Source organism: Micromonospora sp. GCM10011542, assembly GCF_042650685.1.
Taxonomy (GTDB): domain Bacteria; phylum Actinomycetota; class Actinomycetes; order Mycobacteriales; family Micromonosporaceae; genus Micromonospora.
This window is the reverse complement of record NZ_JBHSBO010000021.1, coordinates 34,118-53,540: the sequence shown is the minus strand read 5'-3', so window position 1 is coordinate 53,540 and position 19,423 is coordinate 34,118. Positions and strand designations below refer to the sequence as shown.

Sequence of the window (19,423 nt, the reverse complement as noted above, 5' to 3'; positions counted from 1 at the left end):
ATTGACCGACCACCACCAGTCGACCCGGGGGGAACCCCGGGTCGCTCTCGTCACCTGCGCCGAGCTGGCCGACCTCGACCCGGACGACCGGCTGGTACTCGCCCCGCTGGCCGCCCGTGGGATCGCGGCCCAGGCCGCCGTCTGGGACGCCCCGGACGTCGACTGGTCCCGCTACGACCTGGTCGTACTCCGCTCGCCGTGGGACTATGCGCTGCGCCGCGACGAGTTCGTCACCTGGGCTGCCACGGTGCCCGCGCTGGTCAACCCGGCCGACGTGGTCCGCTGGAACACCGACAAGCGGTATCTGGCCCAGCTCAGCGCCGCCGGGGTGCCGACGGTCCCGACGTCCTGGGTCGAGCCGGGGGAGAGCTGGCGCCCACCGGCCGACTGCGGCGAGTACGTGATCAAGCCCGCGGTCAGCGCGGGCAGCCAGGACACCGGCCGCTACGACCTGGCCGACCCGGAGCACCGGGAGTTGGCGGCCGCGCACGTCCGGCGGCTCTCCGACGCCGGGCGGCTCACCATGGTCCAGCCGTATCTCAGCGCCGTGGACACCGACGGCGAGACGGCACTGCTGTTCCTGGCCGGCCCGGGCGGGCTCGCGTTCAGCCACGCGATCCGCAAGGGCCCGATGCTCACCGGCCCAGACCTGGGCCCGGACGGGCTCTACAAGGCCGAGGACATCAGTGCCCGCACCGCGCTGCCCGAGCAGCTCGCGGTGGCTCAGCAGGTGCTCGCCGAGGTGCCGGGCGGGACGGAGCGCCTGCTCTACGCCCGGGTGGACCTGATCCCCGGCCCGGACGGCAGGCCCGTCCTGGTGGAGCTGGAGCTGACCGAGCCGTCACTGTTCATCGGCCACGCCTCGGGCGCTCCAGAGCGCCTCGCCGACGCGATCGCCACCCACCTGCGTACCCGTACCCCCTGACCCACCCACCACCGCTCCGGCCGGGCGGTGTCGGTCGCCCACGGACCGGCCCGCACCGCCCGGAGGCGGCGCGTCGGGTCGTGATCTTGCGCGGGGCGCGGTCAGGCGGTGACCGGAACGGCTTCGCTCTCGGCGGCGGTCGCGGCGGCCTCGGTCGCCGAGGTGGCCGGGCGGCGCTCGCGGGTGGACCACTGCACCGACAGGGTGGCCAGCAGCACCAGGCAGGAGCCGAGCATGTGCGCGCCCACCAGCACTGCGGGCAGGTGGGTGAAGTACTGCACGAAGCCGATCAGGCCCTGACCCAGCTCGACCGCGACCAGGATCACCGCGGCCCGGGTGGCCCGCCGCGCGCCGACTGCGCGGAACGCGAAGATCAGCGCCACCGAGAGGCCGATCAGCAGGAAGACGCCGTCGGCGTGCACCTGGGAGATGGATTCCGGGTCCAGCCCGTTGCGGGCCGCGCCCTGGTCGCCAGCGTGCGGGCCGCTGCCGGTGACCCAGGTGCCGATGACCAGCACCGCCACGCCGACCAGGGTGGTGATCCAGGCCAGTGTGCGCAGCGGCGCCGGGACCACGGGCACCACCGCGCCGTCCGGGTCGACGACGCGCCGCCAGAGGGCGTACGCGGCGGCGATCACCGCCATCGAGGCGAGGAAGTGCAGCCCGACCACCCACGGGTTGAGGTTGGTGAGCACGGTGATGCCACCGATGACCGCCTGGGCGGGGATGCCCAGGAAGACGGCGACGGCGAGCGCCAGCAGCCCGGGGCGGCGTGGCCGGTGCGCCAGTACGGCGAGCACGGTGGCCAGCGCGATGACGCCGACGGCGAAGGTCAGCATCCGGTTGCCGAACTCGATCGCCCCGTGCACGCCCATCTCGGACGTGGCGGTGTAGGACGCGTCGGTGCACCGGGGCCAGGTGGGGCAGCCGAGGCCCGACGCGGTCAACCGGACGGCCCCGCCGGTGCCGACGATGCCCACGTTCGCGATGATCGAGGCGAGCGCGAGGCGGCGCAGCAGGGCGTCGGGGACCGGGGGGGCGAATCGGTTCACGGGGCAAATCCTACGCACCGTAGTGGTCGAGGTTCGTCCGACTCCCGGGGGACCGGTGGTTCGGATCACCGGGACCCGGGTTTGCGGGGCTTGAGGTAATTACGTAACGTTGGCGTTGTGAAAAACGTGGCGGCGCTCTCCGGGCAGCAGCCGACGGCCGGTCCGGCCGTCGGTGCGCCGGCGTCCGCGTCCGCCGTGGGCGCACCGGGCTCCGGGGCGACCGACCTCTCCACCCGGGACCGGGTCACCCAGCTGCTGCTGGAGCGGGGGGCGACCACCGCCGCGCAGCTCGGTTCGGCGCTCGGGCTCAGCCCGGCGGCGATCCGCCGACACCTCGACGCGATGCTCGCCGACGGTGACGTCGTCGCCCGCGAGCAGGCCGTACGGGGCAGCCGGGGGCGCGGCCGACCGGCCAAGGTGTTCCTGCTGACCGAGGCGGCGCGCGTCCGCTGCGGCACCCACCACTACGACAACATGGCCACCGCCGCGCTGCGCTGGATCGCCCGCAACGGCGGCTCCGACGCGGTCGAGGCGTTCGCCACCGAGCAGGTCTCCGCCCTGGAGGCCCGCTGCCGCTCCGCCATGGAGGACGCCGGCGACGATCCCCTGGCGCGGGCCGAGGCACTCGCCGGGGCGCTGACCGCCGAGGGATACGCTGCCAACGCGTCCACGATCGCCTCCGGCGGCCAGCTGTGTCAGCACCACTGCCCGGTGGCGCACGTGGCCGCCGAGTTTCCCCAGCTGTGCGAGGCCGAGACCGCGGTGATCTCCCGCCTGGTCGGCACCCACGTGCAGCGTCTGGCCACCATCGCGCACGGCGACGGGGTGTGCACCACGCACATCCCGACCCAGCCGGGGCGCGTCCAGTCCAGTAACCCGTCACCACTGTGAGGACAGATAGATGACCGAGCAGATCGTCCAGCCCCTGACCCAGGAAGAGCAGCTTGCCGCCCTGGGTCGCTACGAGTACGGCTGGTCCGACCCGGACGCCGCCGGGGCGGTCGCCCAGCGCGGCATCAACGAGGCGGTGGTGCGGGACATCTCGGCCAAGAAGAACGAGCCGGCCTGGATGCTCGACCTGCGGCTGAAGGGCCTGCGGCTGTTCGGCCGCAAGCCGATGCCGTCCTGGGGCGCCGACCTCACCGGCATCGACTTCGACAACATCAAGTACTTCGTGCGGTCCACCGAGAAGCAGGCCACCAGCTGGGAGGACCTGCCGGAGGACATCAAGAACACCTACGACCGGCTGGGCATCCCGGAGGCGGAAAAGCAGCGGCTGGTCGCGGGCGTGGCGGCGCAGTACGAGTCCGAGGTCGTCTACCACAAGATCCGTGAGGACCTTGAGGAGCAGGGCGTCCTCTTCCTGGACACCGACACCGCGCTGCGCGAGCACGAGGACGTCTTCAAGGAGTACTTCGGCACGGTGATCCCGGTCGGCGACAACAAGTTCGCCGCCCTGAACACCTCCGTGTGGTCCGGTGGCTCGTTCATCTACGTGCCGAAGGGCGTGCACGTGGAGATCCCGCTGCAGGCCTACTTCCGGATCAACACGGAGAACATGGGCCAGTTCGAGCGGACGCTGATCATCGTCGACGAGGGTGCGTACGTGCACTACGTCGAGGGCTGCACCGCGCCGCTCTACTCCTCCGACTCGCTGCACAGCGCGGTCGTGGAGATCATCGTCAAGAAGAACGCGCGCTGCCGGTACACGACCATCCAGAACTGGTCGAACAACGTCTACAACCTGGTCACCAAACGCGCCGTCTGCCACGAGGGCGCGACCATGGAGTGGGTCGACGGCAACATCGGCTCCAAGGTGACCATGAAGTACCCGGCGGTCTACATGACCGGCGAGCACGCCAAGGGCGAGGTGCTCTCGGTCGCGATGGCCGGCGAGGGCCAGCACCAGGACGCGGGCGCCAAGATGGTGCACGCCGCTCCGCACACCAGCAGCACCATCATCTCCAAGTCGATCGCCCGGGGCGGCGGCCGCACCTCGTACCGCGGCCTGGTCCAGGTGCTGGAGGGCTCGCACCACAGCAAGAGCACGGTCAAGTGCGACGCGCTGCTGGTCGACACCATCTCCCGCTCGGACACCTACCCGTACGTCGACATCCGCGAGGACGACGTGTCGATGGGTCACGAGGCGACCGTCTCCAAGATCAGCGACGACCAGCTCTTCTACCTGATGAGCCGGGGCCTCAGCGAGGACGAGGCGATGGCGATGATCGTGCGCGGCTTCATCGAGCCGATCGCCAAGGAGCTCCCGATGGAGTACGCCCTGGAGCTCAACCGCCTGATCGAGCTGCAGATGGAGGGCGCGGTCGGCTGACGCCGCCGCCCGGCGGTCCGCGAACCCCGAGCCTTCGGGTCGAGGTTCGCGGAACCCCGGCCGACCCTCCGATCAATCGACAGAACAGACCAAGGAAGAGATGACTACCCAGGCTTCCGCGCCGCCCAGCACCAAGTCGCAGGCGCTCCGCTCGTACGACGTCGCCGACTTCCCGGCCCTCACCGGCCTGGAGGAGGAGTGGCGCTTCACCCCGCTCAAGCGCCTGCGCGGCCTGGTCGGCGAGGCGCAGGCCGCCACCGGCACGATCCGGCACGAGTACGGCGACCTCCCCGAGGGCGTCACCGTCAGCCGGATCGGCACGGACGACCGTCGGTTGGGCAGCGTGCTCACCCCGGTCGACCGGGTCAGCGCGCTCGCCTACGGCGGCGCCGGGCAGGCGCTGCTGGTCGAGGTCGCCCGGGACGCCGTGGTGTCGGCGCCGGTGAGCCTGCGGACCGTCGGTGCGGGCGCCGAGGGCGTGGCGTTCGGGCACACCTTCGTCGAGGTGGGCCGGTTCGCCGAGGTGACCCTGGTCGTGGAGCACGTCGGTTCGGTGACCCTGGCCGACAACGTCGAGGTCTCGGTGGCCGACGGCGCGAAGCTGACCCTGGTCACCGTCGCCGACTGGGCCGACGACGCGGTCCAGGCCCAGCACCTGAAGATCAAGCTGGGTCGCGACGCCAAGGTGATCCACGTGCAGGTCTCCCTCGGCGGCGACCTAGTCCGGCAATACACCTCCGTGGAGTACACCGACCGTGGCGGCGAGGCAGAGCTGTACGGCCTGTACTTCGCCGACTCCGGCCAGCACCTGGAGCACCGGCAGCTGGTGGACCACACCGTGCCGGACTGCCGCAGCTACGTCGGCTACCGGGGTGCCCTGCAGGGCGACGACGCGCACACCGTCTGGGTGGGTGACGTGCTGATCCGGGCCGAGGCGACGGGCACCGACACCTACGAGATCAACCGGAACCTGCTGCTCAGCGACGGCGCCCGGGCCGACTCGGTCCCCAACCTGGAGATCGAGACCGGCGAGATCGCCGGCGCCGGCCACGCCAGCGCCACCGGCCGCTTCGACGACGAGCAGCTGTTCTACCTGATGGCCCGGGGCATCCCGGAGGGCGAGGCCCGCCGCCTGGTGGTCCGCGGCTTCTTCGCCGAGCTGATCAACAAGATCCCGGTGGAGTCGCTGCGCGAGCGCCTGGGCGATGCGATCGAGGCCCGACTCAGCAAGGCCGGCGCCTGATGATCCGGATCTGCTCGACCGAGGACGTGCCGAAGGGCACCGCGATCAGCGCGGACGTCGACGGCACCCCGATCGCGCTGGTGCACGGCGAGGACGGCCAGTTCTACGCCGCCTACGACGAGTGCTCGCACGCCTCGGTGGCCCTCTCCGAGGGTGAGGTCGAGGGCTGCTCGCTGGAGTGCTGGCTGCACGGCTCGCGCTTCGACCTGCGTACCGGGGAGCCCACAGGGCTGCCGGCCACCGAACCCGTACCCGTCTACCCCGTCGAAGTCCGCGACGGCGACATCTACCTCAGCCTGACGCCGAGTAATGGAGTGACCCGATAATGAGCACCCTGGAGATCCGCGACCTGAAGGTGTCGGTCAAGCTGCCCGAGGGTGAGCTCAAGCCGATCCTGGCCGGTGTCGACCTGACCGTGAAGTCGGGGGAGACTCACGCGATCATGGGCCCGAACGGGTCCGGCAAGTCGACCCTGGCGTACTCGATCGCCGGTCACCCCAAGTACGAGATCACCGGCGGCTCGGTGACCCTCGACGGCGAGGACGTGCTCGCCATGTCCGTCGACGAGCGGGCCCGCGCCGGCCTCTTCCTGGCCATGCAGTACCCGGTCGAGGTGCCCGGCGTCTCGGTGGCCAACTTCCTGCGTACCGCGAAGACCGCCATCGACGGCGAGGCGCCGAAGCTGCGCACCTGGGGCGGCGAGCTGCGCGGCGCCATGGAGCGCCTCCAGATGGACCCGGCGTTCGCCCAGCGCAACGTCAACGAGGGCTTCTCCGGCGGTGAGAAGAAGCGCCACGAGATCGTCCAGCTGGAGCTGCTCAAGCCGAAGATCGCGATCCTCGACGAAACCGACTCCGGCCTCGACGTGGACGCGCTGCGCGTGGTCAGCGAGGGCGTCAACCGGGTCCGCGACACCGGCGACACCGGCGTGCTGCTGATCACCCACTACACCCGGATCCTGCGCTACATCAAGCCGGACTTCGTGCACGTCTTCGTGGCCGGCCGGATCGTCGAGCAGGGCGGCCCGGAGCTGGCCGACAAGCTCGAGGCCGAGGGCTACGAGCGGTACGCCGCCGGGGCCGGCACGGCCAAGGCCTGAGCGGGAGAGGCGCTGCCGAGATGACCAGCATCGCGATCCCGCCGGGGATGCCGCAGTACGACGACGTGCCGCGTTTCGACGTGGCCCGGGTTCGTGCCGACTTCCCCATCCTGGACCGGGAGATCAACGGGCATCCGCTGGTCTACCTCGACAGCGCCAACACCTCGCACAAGCCCCGCCAGGTGCTCGACGTGCTCGGTGAGCACTACGCGCTGCACAACGCCAACGTGTCGCGCTCGGTGCACACCCTGGGCACCGAGGCGACCGAGGCGTACGAGGGGGCGCGCGCGAAGATCGCCGCGTTCATCAACGCGCCGAGCGTGGACGAGGTGGTGTTCACCAAGAACTCCACCGAGGCCATCAACCTGGTGGCGTACGCGTTCTCCAACGCCTCGCTGCGCCCGGACGGCGACCCGAGGTTCCGGCTCGGCCCGGGCGACGAGGTGGTGATCTCCGAGATGGAGCACCACTCCAACATCGTCCCGTGGCAGCTGCTCTGCGAGCGCACCGGCGCGACCCTGCGCTGGTTCCCGGTCACCGACGGCGGCCGGCTCGACGAGTCCGGCCTGGACGACCTGGTCACCGAACGGACGAAGATCGTCTCGCTGGTGCACATGTCGAACATCCTGGGCACGGTCAACGCCACCTCCCGGATCACCGCGCGGGTCCGCGAGGTCGGCGCGCTGCTGCTGCTCGACTGCTCGCAGTCGGTGCCGCACATGTCGGTGGACGTGGTCGACCTCGACGCCGACTTCATCGCCTTCACCGGGCACAAGATGTGCGGGCCGACCGGCATCGGCGTGCTCTGGGGCCGGGGTGAGCTGCTGGCGGCGATGCCGCCCGTGTTCGGCGGTGGCTCGATGATCGAGACGGTGACCATGGCGCGGTCGACGTTCGCCGCGCCGCCGGCCCGGTTCGAGGCGGGCACCCCGCCGATCGCCGAGGCGGTGGCGCTGGGCGCGGCCGTGGACTACCTGACCGGCATCGGCATGTCGGCCATCCAGTGGCACGAGAAGGAGCTGACCGCGTACGCGCTGGACGCTCTGGGCTCGGTGCCCGACCTGCGGATCTTCGGTCCCACCGTGCCGGTGGGCCGGGGCGGCACCATCTCGTTCGCCCTGGGTGACGTGCACCCGCACGACGTGGGTCAGGTGCTCGACTCGCTCGGCGTGCAGGTGCGGGTGGGCCACCACTGCGCCAAGCCGGTGTGCAGCCGGTTCGGCGTGCCGGCGACGACGCGGGCCTCGTTCTACCTCTACACCACCACCGGGGAGATCGACGCCCTGGTGGCGGGACTGGAGCAGGTGCGGAAGGTGTTCAACTGATGGTGCAGCTCGACCAGCTCTACCAGGAGATCATCCTGGACCACTACAAGCATCCGCACGGGCGTGGCCTGCGCGACGCCGACGAGCCGGGCGACCGGGTCGCGGAGGCGCACCACGTCAACCCGACCTGCGGCGACGAGGTCACCGTCCGGGTGGCCACCGACGGCGACGTGCTGCACGACGTCTCGTACGACGGCATGGGCTGCTCGATCAGCCAGGCGTCGGCGAGCGTGCTGCACGAGCTGCTGCGCGGTCGGGGTGCGGGGGAGGCGTTCGCCGTGCACGAGGCGTTCGTCGAGTTGATGTCCGGCCGTGGCCAGGTCACACCGGACGAGGACGTGCTCGGTGACGGGGTCGCGTTCGCGGGCGTGGCCCGCTACCCCGCCCGGGTCAAGTGCGCGCTGCTGCCGTGGATGGCGTTCAAGGACGCCGCGGCACGCGCCGGCGTGGGCGTGAGCCCGGAGGTGAAGGCATGAGCGAGAACACCGCTACCGCAGCGACGCCGGAGGCCGGTGACGCGACCGCGACGCCGCAGGCCGGCGCCGTGACGACCGACGGCGCGGCGACGCCGGGTGCCGGCGACGCCACCACCGCGGCGGCGGGCGGCGGCAAGGCCGCCCTCGCCGACATCGAGGAGGCGATGAAGGACGTCGTCGATCCGGAGCTGGGCATCAACGTGGTCGACCTGGGCCTGGTGTACGGGGTGCACGTCGACGACGAGAACGTGGCCACCCTGGACATGACGCTCACCTCGGCGGCCTGCCCGCTGACCGACGTCATCGAGGACCAGGCCCGGCAGGCGCTCACCACCGGCCCCGGTGGGGGACTGGTCAACGACATCCGGATCAACTGGGTCTGGCTCCCGCCGTGGGGCCCGGACAAGATCACGGACGAGGGGCGCGACCAGCTCCGGTCCCTCGGCTTCAACGTCTGAGCTGACTCCGGTCGGATCCCGTCGAGCGCGGCGCCCATTCGGGTGCCGCGCTCGACGCGTCTCAGCACGTGAGGGATCCCAGGGCTGAAAATCGGTGGCGTCGGGCGGGCGAGGTTGCGCAGGATGTGCCGGTGATCGAGACGTACCCGAAGCGGCTTCCTGTCGGCGCGGCCACCGCCGCGCTCCGACAGCGCACGCTCCCGGGCCGCGCCTCGACCCGCCACCGACGACCGTGACCGGGGCGTTCCTCGCCGGCCTGGTGGCCGGCTACGGCGTCGCCATCCCGGTTGGCGCGATCGCGGTGCTCATCCTCGGGCTCAGCGCCCGTACCTCGTTTCGGGTCGGCGCGGCCGGGGCACTCGGCGTGGCTACCGCCGACGGCCTGTACGCGGCCGTGGCCGCCCTCGGCGGCGCCGCGGTGGCCGGGATCGTCGAGCCGATCGCCGGCCCGCTGCGGGTGGCGGCCGCGGCGGTGCTGCTCGCGCTCGCCGGGCACGGCGCCTGGCGCGCGCTGCGACCGCGCCCGGCGACCGACCCGGGGACCCGCCGAGGGTTGGACACCCCGCTGCGCGCCTTCGCCGGCATCCTCGCGCTGACGTTGCTGAACCCGGCCACGGTGGTCTACTTCGCCGCGCTGGTGCTCGGCCGCAGTGACGCCCTCGACTCCGGCTGGTCGACGGCCACGCTGTTCGTCCTCGGCGCCTTCCTGGCCTCGGCGAGCTGGCAGCTCCTCATCGCCGGCGGCGGCACGCTGGTCGGCCGTGCGCTGGCCGGCCCCCGCGGCCGCCTGGTCACCGCACTGGCCTCCAGCGTCATCATCGCCGCCCTGGCGATCACCGTGCTGCTCCGCGCCTGACCCCCCACCCCGCCATGGTGATCATGAGGTTGGGTCCTCGATGCCGGCGTGTCGCGACAGCAACTTCATGATCGCCGGGGCGGGCGGTGGAGTGGAGGTGGGGGTGCCGTAGGTTCGGGTGCATGAGCAGCCGAACCGCAGCCGGTGGCGGCCGGTGGGTCGAGGTCGACCCGGCGCGGGTCGCGCGCTGGGTCGAGGGGTTCGCCGACCGGCACGGTCCGCCCACCACCACCGTCGAGGGGTACGGCATGCGGCTCGCGGCGCCCGACGGTGCGACGGCCGAGTTGCACACCCCGCCGGGGGCGGCGGCCACCGTTGACCTGCCCGGCTTCGTGGCGGCGGCCGCCGCGCCGAGGCGGCTCGGCCTGCTGCTGGCCCGCAAGAGCGCGGTGGCGGTCGGGGTGGCGGCGGGGGAGGACCTGGTCGTCTCCAAGGTGGACTCCCGGTACGTGCAGGGGCGTACCGCCGCCGGCGGCTGGTCGCAGCAGCGGTTCGCCCGCCGGCGGGACAACCAGGCCAAGGCCGCTCTCGGCGACGCCGTGGAGCTGGCGGTACGCCTGCTCCTGCCGCAGGCGGGCTCGCTCGACGCGCTGGTCGCCGGCGGTGACCGGCGGACGGTGGACGGCATCCTCGCCGATCGTCGGCTCGCACCGCTCGCGGCCCTGCGCGCCGAGCGGCTGTTGGACGTGCCCGAACCGCGCCACGCCGTGCTGGTCGCCGCGATCGCCGCGGCTCGGTCGGTGCACATCCTGGTTCGCGATCCCGGGCCGAACGACTGAAGGGGCGCCCCGGCCGTCGGGGCGCCCCTGCACAGCTCAGAGCTGGTCGGTGCCGAAGGTGTCGCAGGCGCGGGGGTCACCCTGGTCGTAGCCCTGCCGGAACCAACGCTGCCGCTGCTCGGAGGTGCCGTGCGTGAACTGGTCGGGGTTGATCCGCCCGCCGGAGCGCTTCTGGATGGTGTCGTCACCGATCGCCTCGGCGGTCTCCACCGCCTCGCTGATGTCGGTCGGGGTGACCGACGTGAACAGCGGCTCCTGGCCGGTCCGGTCCCTGCTCTCGGTCGCGTGCTTGGCCCAGGCTCCGGCGTAGCAGTCGGCCTGCAGTTCCAGCCGCACCGACGCGGAGCGGGGGCCGCTCTGCTCGCCCTGGCCGGCCCGGGCGTTGGTCCCGAGCAGGTTCTGGATGTGGTGGCCGTACTCGTGCGCCAGCACGTACGGGGCGGCGAACTCACCCTTGGCGCCGAACCGGGAGGCCAGCTCGTCGTAGAAGCTCAGGTCGATGTACACCTGCTTGTCGGCGGGGCAGTAGAACGGGCCGACGCCGGAGTCGGCCTGACCGCAGCCGGTGTTCACCGCGGCCTGGAAGTAGTTGGTGTCGGTCGGCTGGTAGGGCTTGTCGGCCAGCTTGGGGTACTCGTCCTGCCAGTAGCCCTGGATGCTGTTGACGAAGAGCAGGTTGCGGCAGCGGACGTCCTCGAAGCGCTGGGCGTTCTCCTTCTCGCACCCCTCGATCGCGGTGCCGCCACTCGGAGCGCCGTCGTCGCCGTTGGTTGCGGCGTTGAGGCCGAAGCCGCCGCCGACCAGGGCGACCAGCACGGCGACCACGATGCCGATCAGCCCTCCCCGGCCGCCCCCGCCGGGCAACGGGATGCCGATGCCGCCGCCCGATCCGCCGCCGCGGCCCAGGTCGTTGACCTGCGAGGTGTCAAGTTCGGCCCGCTCGTTGAGTTCCATGCTGACCCCGATCGCCGTATGTCCGTCGCTGTGTGGTGGATGTCTTCGTGTCGTGGCAGTGCCGGACCGGGTCCGGATACCGATTCCCGGTACCCGATGATCTTGGGTGGTAATCCGGGCGGGCCGCCCGGCGGCGCCCGGTACACTTGTCGGGTGCTGCGCTGCGAAGGCTGAACCGCCCCGCGCCGGCGGGCCACCGAGCCCGTCGGTCGTTTCGCGTGCCCCGAGTCAGCCTTTCGAACCCCGAGAGCGAGCCCCACGAAATGATCACTGCCTCCGGCCTGGAACTGCGCGCCGGTTCCCGGATCCTGCTGTCCGACACCACGCTGCGGGTGCAGCCGGGTGACCGGATCGGCCTGGTCGGCCGCAACGGCGCCGGCAAGACCACCACGCTGAAGGTGCTCGCGGGTGAGGGCCAGCCGTACGCCGGGCAGATCGACCGGCGCAGCGCCATCGGCTACCTGCCGCAGGACCCGCGTACCGGCGACCTCGAGGTGACCGGTCGCGACCGAGTGCTCTCGGCCCGTGGCCTGGACGTGCTGATGGCCCAGATGAAGGAGATCGAGGCCAAGCTCGCCGAGGACTCCAGCGACAAACTGGTCCGCCGCTACGGCGCGCTCGAGGACCAGTTCGCCTCCCTCGGCGGGTACGCCGCCGAGGCCGAGGCCGCCCGCATCTGCGCCAACCTCGGGCTGCCCGACCGGGCCCTCGCCCAGACCATCGGCACCCTCTCCGGCGGTCAGCGCCGGCGCATCGAGCTGGCCCGGATCCTGTTCCGCGACGCCGGCGAGAACGGCGGTGGCATCCTGCTGCTCGACGAGCCGACCAACCACCTCGACGCCGACTCGATCACCTGGCTGCGCGGCTTCCTCGCCAACCACAAGGGCGGTCTGATCGTCATCTCCCACGACGGCTCGCTGCTGGAGTCGGTGGTCAACAAGGTCTGGTTCCTGGACGCCACCCGCTCGGTGGTCGACGTCTACAACCTGGGCTGGAAGGCGTACCTGGAGGCGCGCGAGACCGACGAGCGGCGCCGGCGCCGGGAGCGGGCCAACGCGGAGAAGAAGGCCGGCGCGCTGATGGCGCAGGCCGACAAGATGCGGGCCAAGGCCACCAAGACCGTCGCGGCGCAGAACATGGCCCGCCGCGCGGAGAAGCTGATCTCCGGCCTGGAGGAGGTGCGGGTCGCCGACCGGGTGGCCAAGGTGCGCTTCCCCAACCCGGCGCCGTGCGGCAAGACCCCGCTGACCGCGACCGGCCTGTCCAAGTCGTACGGCTCGTTGGAGATCTTCACCGACGTCAACGTGGCGGTGGACCGCGGCTCCCGGGTGGCCATCCTCGGCCTCAACGGCGCCGGCAAGACCACCCTGCTGCGGATGCTCGGCGGGCTGTTGCAGCCGGACACCGGCGAGGTGCACGCGGGGCACGGCCTGCGGCTGGGCTACTACGCCCAGGAGCACGAGACCCTGGACGTCAACCGGACGGTGCTGGAGAACATGCGCGCCGCCGCCATCGAGCAGTCCGACACCGACCTGCGCAAGATCCTCGGCGCGTTCCTGTTCTCCGGCGACGACGTGGACAAGCCGGCCGGCGTGCTCTCCGGCGGCGAGAAGACCCGGCTGGCCCTGTCGACCCTGGTGTGTTCCGGCGCCAACGTGCTGCTGCTCGACGAGCCGACGAACAACCTCGACCCGGTCAGCCGGGAGCAGGTGCTCGACGCCATCGCCAACTACCCGGGCGCGATCGTGCTGGTCACCCACGACCCGGGTGCGGTGCTGGCGCTCAAGCCGGACCGGGCCATCCTGCTGCCCGACGGCGACGAGGACGCCTGGAGCGACGACCTGCTCGAGCTGGTCGAGCTGGCCTGACCGGTCGGCGTCGGGTTGGCTCCGGCCACCGGCGCGGGCCGGCCGCCCGCCGAGGCAGCCGGCCGCCGCGTTCTAACCCGCCAGCTCGATCAGCCGGCCGAGCACGCCGGAGCCGACCAGGATCACCAGCCCGATGCCGATGAAGATCGTCGGTACGAGCCAGTGGCCGGCGCGCTCGACCAGCCGTACCACCCGGGGGTGGCCGCCGAGCCAGGCCGCGCCGGCGCACCAGAGTGCGATGAGCAGCACGAAGATCAGCAGAAAGACCCCGCTGTCGGCGGGCCCGAGGGCCCGGAAGACCGGTACGTAGACGGCCACGTTGTCGGCGCCGTTCGCGATCGTCACCCCGGCCACCCCGAGCGTGCCGGTCACCACGGCCGGGGCCTCGTCATCGTCCGAGTCGAGCAGGGCTCGCACGCCGAGCGCGAGCGGCAGCAGCCCCAGCAGGCCGGTCCACGGATCGGGCACCACCAGCAGGCCGGCGGCGACCACCGCGCTGGCCAGCGCCAACGCGCCGATGCCGAGATACTGCCCGGCCACGATCTGCCACGGCCGGGGCCGGCCGGTGGCGCGGGCGGTGACGAAGAACAGCGTCAGGATAACGATGTCGTCGATGTCGGTGGCGGCGAAGACCACGGCCGCTCCGGCCGCGGTGCCGAACAGGTCGATCACGACCGCAGGCTACGGGGCCGCCGGCGCGTCCGCCGCGCGACGCTGGCACGCCCGGCCGGACCGGCGTGACCGATCGCCAGCATCACGCTATCGGGAAGCTGACATTGCATAGCGTGTCGGTTGGCGAAGAGTTGATATCTGGCGCATGATCGTTCGAGGCGGTCTAATAGGTGGGACCGTATCCGAACCGCACAGTCTGGGACGTGAGGACACAGCATGGCAGCCACTGGCACAGCCACCAGCACTGAGAAGGGTCGCCGGATCGTCGGAGCCGAGCGTCAGACGCTCGCCAAGGACCTGGTAAAGCGGTACACCTCGGGGGAGAGCATCCGCGCGCTGGCGGCCTCGACCGGCCGCTCCTACGGGTTCATCCACCGGGTGCTCACCGAGTCCGGGGTGCAGCTGCGCCAGCGCGGCGGTGCCCGGCGCCGCAAGAAGGCGTGACCCGCCCCCCAGCGTCGTCCACCAACAACGCCGCGCCCCGGGCCGCCCGGTGACCGCCGAGGCGACCGGGGTTCGGCTGACCTGCGACGGGCCGGTCGCCACGGTGACGTTGTGCCGGCCCGACGTGCTCAATGCCCAGACGCCGGCCATGTGGCGTGCGATGAGCGACTTCTCCCGCGACCTGCCCGGTGACGTGCGGGTCGTGGTGGTCCGAGGCGAGGGTCGGGCGTTCTCCGCCGGCCTCGACCTCGCGGTGGCCGGCGCCTCCGGTCCCGGGTCCTTCGCCGAGTTGGCGACCCGGCCCGAGCAGGAGTGCGCCGACCGGATCGCCGAGTTCCAGGCCGGCTTCACCTGGCTGCACCGCCCGGACGTCATCTCGGTCGCGGCGGTGCAGGGGCACGCCATCGGCGCCGGCTTCCAGTTGGCCCTCGCCTGCGACCTGCGCGTCCTGGCCGAGGACGCCAAGCTGTCGATGGCCGAGGTGACCCTCGGCCTGGTCCCCGACCTGGCCGGCACCAAGCGCCTCGTCGAGCTTGTCGGCTACGCCCGGGCGTTGGAGATCTGCGCCACCGGCCGCCGGATGGACGCCGCCGAGGCGGACCGGATCGGCCTGGCCACCCTCGTCGTGCCGGCCGCCGACCTGGACGGCGCTGTGCGGGACCTGACCGCCGGGTTGCTCTCGGCCAACCGGGACGCGGTGGTGGAGATCAAGGCGTTGCTCGCCGGCGCCGCCGGTCGGTCCCACGCCGAGCAGCAGCGCGCCGAGCGGGAGGCGCAGACCCGCCGGCTGCGGGATCTCGCCGGCCGGGGAGAATAGTAAGGACCGCACGGGAAGATCCGGGTTACGACCGAGGTTGTCACAGTCGTCGGGAGAATTGACCTGACGGAGCGGTCCGCCCGACGACCCGGAGGTGAGCGGTGTCCAACCCGATGTCCGGCGGTGGCATGGCCGGGTGGAGCATGCTCCGGTCGATGCGCAACCGCGACGAGATCTCCACCCACCGGCTGCAACGCGGCGTCGCCCGGCGGATCGTGGCGTTCGCCCAGCCCTACCGGCGTGACATCGGCGTCTTCCTGGCCACGGTCGTGCTCGCCGCCATCATCGGGGTCGCCACCCCGGTGCTCGCCGGCGACGTCATCAACGCGATCAACCGCGGCGGCACCGAGGCCGGCCAACTGGTCGTGCGGCTGGCCCTGGTCATCGGCGCCCTCGCGGTCGCCGACGCGTTGCTCTCGCTGGCCCAGCGGTGGTATTCGGCCCGCATCGGCGAGGGCATCATCCTCGACCTGCGCACCCGGGTCTACGACCACGTGCAGCGGATGCCGTTGCAGTTCTTCACGCGTACCCAGACCGGTGCCCTGGTCAGCCGGCTCAACAACGACGTGCTCGGCGCCCAGCGGGCGTTCACCTCCACCCTGTCCGGAGTGGTCAGCAACGTCATCCAGCTGGTGCTCACCGCCGCGGTGATGTTCACCCTCTCCTGGCAGATCACCGCGCTCTCGCTGGTGCTGCTCCCAATCTTCATCATCCCGGCTCGCCGGGTCGGCAAGCGGCTGGCCGAGATCACCCGCGAGGCGTACAACCTCGACGCCAAGATGAACGCGACCATGACCGAGCGGTTCGGGGTGGCCGGCGCGCTGCTGGTGAAGCTCTTCGGGCAGCCCGAGGTCGAGGCCCGCCGGTTCGCCGGCCGGGCCGAGCGGGTCCGTGACATCGGCATCCAGTCCGCCATGTACTCGCGCACCTTCTTCGTGGCGATGCTGCTGGTCGCCTCGCTGGCCCAGGCGCTCACCTACGGCCTCGGTGGCTGGCTCGCGGTCACCGGCAACGTCAGTGCCGGCACCGTGGTCACGCTGGCGCTGCTGCTCACCCGCCTGTACGGCCCGCTCACCGCGCTGTCCAACGTCCGGGTGGACGTGATGAGCGCCCTGGTCTCCTTCGACCGGGTCTTCGAGGTGCTCGACCTGAAGCCGGGTATCGAGGAGAAGCCCGACGCGGTCGCGGTGCCGCGCGGCACCGGCCGGGTCGACTTCCGCGACGTGCGGTTCCGCTACCCCAGCGCCGCCGAGATCTCCCTCGCCTCGTTGGAGGAGGTCGCCACTCTCGACCGCACCATCAACGAGCCGGTGCTCAAGGGCGTGTCGTTCAGCGTCGAGCCCGGGCAGATGGTCGCGCTGGTCGGGCCGTCCGGGGCGGGCAAGTCGACGCTGTCCATGCTGATCTCCCGCATCTACGACGTCACCGACGGGCAGGTGCTGGTCGGCGGCGTCGACGTGCGCGACGCCACCCTCGCCTCGCTGCGCGACGAGATCGGCGTGGTCACCCAGGATTCGCACCTGTTCCACGAGACGATCGCCGAGAACCTGCGCTACGCCAAGCCGGACGCCACCGACGACGAGATCTGGGCGGCGCTCGCCGGCGCCCAGGTCGCCGACCTGGTCCGGTCGCTGCCGGACGGGCTGGACACCACGGTGGGGGAGCGCGGCTACCGGTTCTCCGGGGGCGAGAAGCAGCGCATCGCCATCGCCCGGCTGCTGCTCAAGGCTCCGTCGATCGTGATCCTCGACGAGGCGACCGCGCACCTGGATTCGGAGAGCGAGGCCGCGGTGCAGCGGGCGCTCTCGGTGGCGCTGGCCGGGCGTACCGCGCTGGTGATCGCGCACCGGCTCTCCACGGTGCGCGACGCCGACCAGATCCTCGTGCTCGACGGCGGCCGGATCGTCGAGCGGGGCCGGCACGACGAGTTGGTCGCGGTCGGCGGGCTCTACGCCGAGCTGTACCGCACCCAGTTCGCCGTCGCCGACTCGCCCGCCCCGTTCGTGGACGCGACCGGCCCGGAGCCGGTGATCATGCCGCTGGGCACGTACGTCGCCGACGAGGCGCTGCCGCCCGCCGCGGCCAACTGAGCCCGGCGCGGTGCGGCGGCGGTCAGTCCGTCGGCCGGCGGTCCGGCACGCCGCTCGCCACGCGCAGCTCCGCGAAGGCGGCGCCCAGCGTCGCCGGGGTGAAGTGCGCGTTCAGGCCACTCGGGTTGGGCAGCACCCACAGCCGGGCACCCGCCAGCGCCTGCGGCTGCGGCCCGAAGGTGGCCTTCGGCCGGCCGAAACCGATCCGGTACGCGGTCACCCCCACCACCGCCACCCAGCGCGGCCGGTACCGGGCCACCTTGTCGGTCAGGATGGCGGCGCCGGCCAGCAGCTCCTCGGTGCTCAGCTCGTCGGCGCGGGCGCTGGCCCGGGCGGCCATGTTGGTGATGCCGAGCCCGAGGGCGGGCAGCTCGTCCTGCTCGCTGGGGTGCAGCAGCCGGGGCGTGAAGCCACCCCGGTGCAGCGCCGGCCAGAACCGGTTGCCCGGCCGGGCGAAGTGCCAGCCGGTGGCCGCCGACCAGAGGCCCGGGTTGATGCCGACGAAGAGCACGGCCAGCCCCGGCGCGATGACGTCGGCGATGGTGCGGTCGGCCGCCGCGGCCAGCTCCGCCCGGCTGGGTCGCGGGTACGCCGCACCCGCCGTCGTGCCCGCGTCGACCGGCGTCGTCGGGTCACCCGTGCCCGCCCGCGGCTTCGCGCCGGCCGGCCCGGTGGACCCCGCTGGCCGCGGTGCGGCTGGCGGCCGGCCGGGGCGTGTCCGGTCGCGCCGGGTCGGGTCGGGAGTCACAGGCCGCGCAGCGCGCCACCGTCGACCGGCACGGTGAGCCCGGTCAGGTAGCTCGCCGCCGGCGAGAGCACGAACGCGGCCACCCGACCGAACTCCGCCGGCTCGCCGACGCGACGCAGCGGGATGCCCGCCTCCGCGTCGGCGCGGGCCCGCTCCGGGTCGCCGGTGGCGGCGAAGAGTTCCCGGTTGCGATCGGTCATGATCCGGCCGGGCAGCAAACCGACGACCCGTACGCCGCGCGGGCCGTACTCGTCGGCGACGTCCTTGGCCACCCCGACCAGGCCGGGGCGCAGGCCGTTGGAGATGCCGAGGCCCGGCAGCGGGCCGCGGGCCGAGGTGGAGAGGACCAACGCGACCGCGCCCCCGTGGGGCAGCGCGGCGACGATCGCGCGCACCGCCCGGACGGTGCCCAGGAAGACCGTCTCGAAGGAGACCCGCCACTGCTCGTCGCTGATCGACGCCGCGCTGCCCGGCGGCGGGCCGCCCACCGAGATCAGCGCGCCGTCCAGCCGGCCGAAGTGCTCGTGGGCCGCGCCGACCAGGCGTTCGGCGGTCGTCTCGTCGGCCAGGTCCGCCGCGATCCCGACCGCCCGCTCCGGGCCACCGAGCCGCCGCACCGCGGTGGCCACCGCGTCGGCGTCCCGGCCGGAGAGCACCACGCGGGCCCCGTCCGCCACGAGGCACTCGGCGGTCGCGTAACCCAGGCCGCGGGAGGCGCCGGTGAGGACGTACACCCGGTCGGTCAGTCCGAGATCCATGCCGCCGATCCTGCCGCACCCGGTGTGGCGCCGCCACCGCCGGGCGGGGCCGCCGGGCGGTCGGCGGGCCGGAGCAGGCGTACCCGACCGGCGAGCTGGAGCGCGACGGCGCCGCCGGCGCGGGCCAGCGCCGGCAGCCGACGCGGGCGCGGCGCCCGACACCCGTCGTAGCGCAGGGTCGCCTCCCGGGCCGCGAGTTCCTCGGCGGCCGGCGGTGGCAGCGCGCCCCGGCCGCGCAGAACACGGGCCAGGTCCCAGCCGTCGCGCAGCGACCCGGCGGTGGGCCGGTCAGCGGCCCAGTCGGCGAACGTCACCGGCCACGCGGGGCCGAGACCGGCGGCGAGCAGCGGCCAGTGCCGTGCGACCTCCCCGGCGCGCTTGCGCAGCAGCGCGGCCCGGGCTGCGGCCAGCGGTGCCGGCGCGAAGCCCGGCGGGGGAGGGCCGCCGGCCACCAGGGCCGCCACCAGCTCCGCCTGCCGCCCGGCGAGCCCGCCCGCGCCGGGTCGGTCGCCGCCTGGTCGATCGGC

General features: G+C 72.6%; 20 protein-coding genes and 1 pseudogene. 15 read left to right on the top strand and 6 right to left on the bottom strand.

Annotated elements, in window-relative coordinates:
* Window position 1: 1 nt before the first annotated feature.
* Complete coding sequence (locus tag ACFOW4_RS07095) at window positions 2-925, top strand: RimK family alpha-L-glutamate ligase (protein ID WP_377525588.1); 924 nt, start codon at window positions 2-4, stop codon at window positions 923-925.
* A gap of 101 nt (window positions 926-1,026) precedes the next feature.
* Here the strand turns inward: ACFOW4_RS07095 and ACFOW4_RS07090 are convergent, their stop codons facing one another.
* Entirely contained in the window at window positions 1,027-1,995 is a 969-nt protein-coding gene (locus tag ACFOW4_RS07090) for a heme A synthase (RefSeq protein WP_377525587.1), read from the bottom strand.
* Between the two features lie 177 nt (window positions 1,996-2,172).
* Here ACFOW4_RS07090 and ACFOW4_RS07085 point away from each other — a divergent pair.
* The 10 genes and pseudogenes from ACFOW4_RS07085 to ACFOW4_RS07040 all read left to right on the top strand — a co-directional run bounded on the left by ACFOW4_RS07085 (window position 2,173) and on the right by ACFOW4_RS07040 (window position 10,545).
* Window positions 2,173-2,882, top strand: a pseudogene (locus ACFOW4_RS07085) (helix-turn-helix transcriptional regulator).
* Window positions 2,879-4,309 (top strand): Fe-S cluster assembly protein SufB, encoded by a 1,431-nt coding sequence (gene sufB / locus ACFOW4_RS07080; RefSeq protein ID WP_377525586.1) that lies wholly within the window; start codon window positions 2,879-2,881, stop codon window positions 4,307-4,309. Before ACFOW4_RS07085 ends, sufB begins: the two are co-directional and overlap by 4 nt.
* 100 nt (window positions 4,310-4,409) lie before the next feature.
* Window positions 4,410-5,552, top strand: a complete 1,143-nt coding sequence (sufD, locus tag ACFOW4_RS07075) for a Fe-S cluster assembly protein SufD (RefSeq protein WP_377525584.1) — start codon at window positions 4,410-4,412, stop codon at window positions 5,550-5,552.
* Window positions 5,552-5,878 carry a non-heme iron oxygenase ferredoxin subunit gene (locus ACFOW4_RS07070; protein WP_377525583.1) on the top strand — a complete coding sequence of 109 codons (327 nt, stop codon included), beginning with the start codon at window positions 5,552-5,554 and terminating at the stop codon, window positions 5,876-5,878. Before sufD ends, ACFOW4_RS07070 begins: the two co-directional genes overlap by 1 nt.
* On the top strand, window positions 5,878-6,651 hold the full coding sequence (gene sufC / locus ACFOW4_RS07065) for a Fe-S cluster assembly ATPase SufC (protein ID WP_377525581.1): 774 nt from the start codon (window positions 5,878-5,880) through the stop codon (window positions 6,649-6,651). The genes ACFOW4_RS07070 and sufC overlap by 1 nt, the downstream gene beginning before the upstream one ends.
* A gap of 20 nt (window positions 6,652-6,671) precedes the next feature.
* Complete coding sequence (locus ACFOW4_RS07060; RefSeq protein ID WP_377525580.1) at window positions 6,672-7,976, top strand: cysteine desulfurase; 1,305 nt, start codon at window positions 6,672-6,674, stop codon at window positions 7,974-7,976.
* Between the two features lie 2 nt (window positions 7,977-7,978).
* Entirely contained in the window at window positions 7,979-8,452 is a 474-nt protein-coding gene (gene sufU / locus ACFOW4_RS07055) for a Fe-S cluster assembly sulfur transfer protein SufU (protein WP_377525620.1), read from the top strand.
* On the top strand, window positions 8,449-8,910 hold the full coding sequence (locus ACFOW4_RS07050; protein ID WP_377525578.1) for a metal-sulfur cluster assembly factor: 462 nt from the start codon (window positions 8,449-8,451) through the stop codon (window positions 8,908-8,910). Before sufU ends, ACFOW4_RS07050 begins: the two co-directional genes overlap by 4 nt.
* A 232-nt stretch (window positions 8,911-9,142) precedes the next feature.
* A complete protein-coding gene (locus ACFOW4_RS07045) occupies window positions 9,143-9,766 on the top strand; it encodes a LysE family transporter (protein WP_377525577.1) in 624 nt (207 codons plus the stop codon).
* A gap of 122 nt (window positions 9,767-9,888) precedes the next feature.
* A complete protein-coding gene (locus tag ACFOW4_RS07040) occupies window positions 9,889-10,545 on the top strand; it encodes an acVLRF1 family peptidyl-tRNA hydrolase (protein WP_377525575.1) in 657 nt (218 codons plus the stop codon).
* 36 nt (window positions 10,546-10,581) lie between these two features.
* Here the strand turns inward: ACFOW4_RS07040 and ACFOW4_RS07035 are convergent, their stop codons facing one another.
* Complete coding sequence (locus ACFOW4_RS07035; RefSeq protein WP_377525574.1) at window positions 10,582-11,499, bottom strand: neutral zinc metallopeptidase; 918 nt, start codon at window positions 11,497-11,499, stop codon at window positions 10,582-10,584.
* Between the two features lie 263 nt (window positions 11,500-11,762).
* Here ACFOW4_RS07035 and ACFOW4_RS07030 point away from each other — a divergent pair, with 263 nt between their 5' ends.
* Window positions 11,763-13,367, top strand: coding sequence for an ABC-F family ATP-binding cassette domain-containing protein (locus ACFOW4_RS07030; protein WP_377525573.1), 1,605 nt, complete (start codon window positions 11,763-11,765; stop codon window positions 13,365-13,367).
* A 72-nt stretch (window positions 13,368-13,439) separates the two neighbouring features.
* On the opposite strand, the gene ACFOW4_RS07025 is transcribed toward ACFOW4_RS07030, so the two are convergent.
* Window positions 13,440-14,039 (bottom strand): cadmium resistance transporter, encoded by a 600-nt coding sequence (locus ACFOW4_RS07025; RefSeq protein ID WP_377525571.1) that lies wholly within the window; start codon window positions 14,037-14,039, stop codon window positions 13,440-13,442.
* 216 nt (window positions 14,040-14,255) lie between these two features.
* Here ACFOW4_RS07025 and ACFOW4_RS07020 point away from each other — a divergent pair, with 216 nt between their 5' ends.
* The 3 genes from ACFOW4_RS07020 (at window position 14,256) to ACFOW4_RS07010 (ending at window position 17,390) form a co-directional block, all read left to right on the top strand.
* Window positions 14,256-14,483 carry a helix-turn-helix domain-containing protein gene (locus ACFOW4_RS07020; protein ID WP_007462679.1) on the top strand — a complete coding sequence of 76 codons (228 nt, stop codon included), beginning with the start codon at window positions 14,256-14,258 and terminating at the stop codon, window positions 14,481-14,483.
* Between the two features lie 49 nt (window positions 14,484-14,532).
* Window positions 14,533-15,300 carry an enoyl-CoA hydratase/isomerase family protein gene (locus ACFOW4_RS07015; protein WP_377525569.1) on the top strand — a complete coding sequence of 256 codons (768 nt, stop codon included), beginning with the start codon at window positions 14,533-14,535 and terminating at the stop codon, window positions 15,298-15,300.
* Between the two features lie 113 nt (window positions 15,301-15,413).
* Complete coding sequence (locus ACFOW4_RS07010; RefSeq protein WP_377525619.1) at window positions 15,414-17,390, top strand: ABC transporter ATP-binding protein; 1,977 nt, start codon at window positions 15,414-15,416, stop codon at window positions 17,388-17,390.
* A 22-nt stretch (window positions 17,391-17,412) separates the two neighbouring features.
* Here the strand turns inward: ACFOW4_RS07010 and mug are convergent, their stop codons facing one another.
* From mug to ACFOW4_RS06995, 3 genes are read right to left on the bottom strand one after another with little or no spacing between them, the layout of a single operon-like run.
* The gene (gene mug, locus ACFOW4_RS07005; RefSeq protein WP_377525567.1) at window positions 17,413-18,138 is read right to left on the bottom strand and encodes a G/U mismatch-specific DNA glycosylase; all 726 of its coding nucleotides are present in this window, start codon (window positions 18,136-18,138) and stop codon (window positions 17,413-17,415) included.
* Window positions 18,135-18,896 carry an SDR family oxidoreductase gene (locus tag ACFOW4_RS07000; RefSeq protein WP_377525565.1) on the bottom strand — a complete coding sequence of 254 codons (762 nt, stop codon included), beginning with the start codon at window positions 18,894-18,896 and terminating at the stop codon, window positions 18,135-18,137. Before ACFOW4_RS07000 ends, mug begins: the two co-directional genes overlap by 4 nt.
* The gene (locus tag ACFOW4_RS06995) at window positions 18,881-19,363 is read right to left on the bottom strand and encodes a hypothetical protein (RefSeq protein ID WP_377525617.1); all 483 of its coding nucleotides are present in this window, start codon (window positions 19,361-19,363) and stop codon (window positions 18,881-18,883) included. The genes ACFOW4_RS07000 and ACFOW4_RS06995 overlap by 16 nt, the downstream gene beginning before the upstream one ends.
* Between the last annotated feature and the right edge of the window lie 60 nt (window positions 19,364-19,423).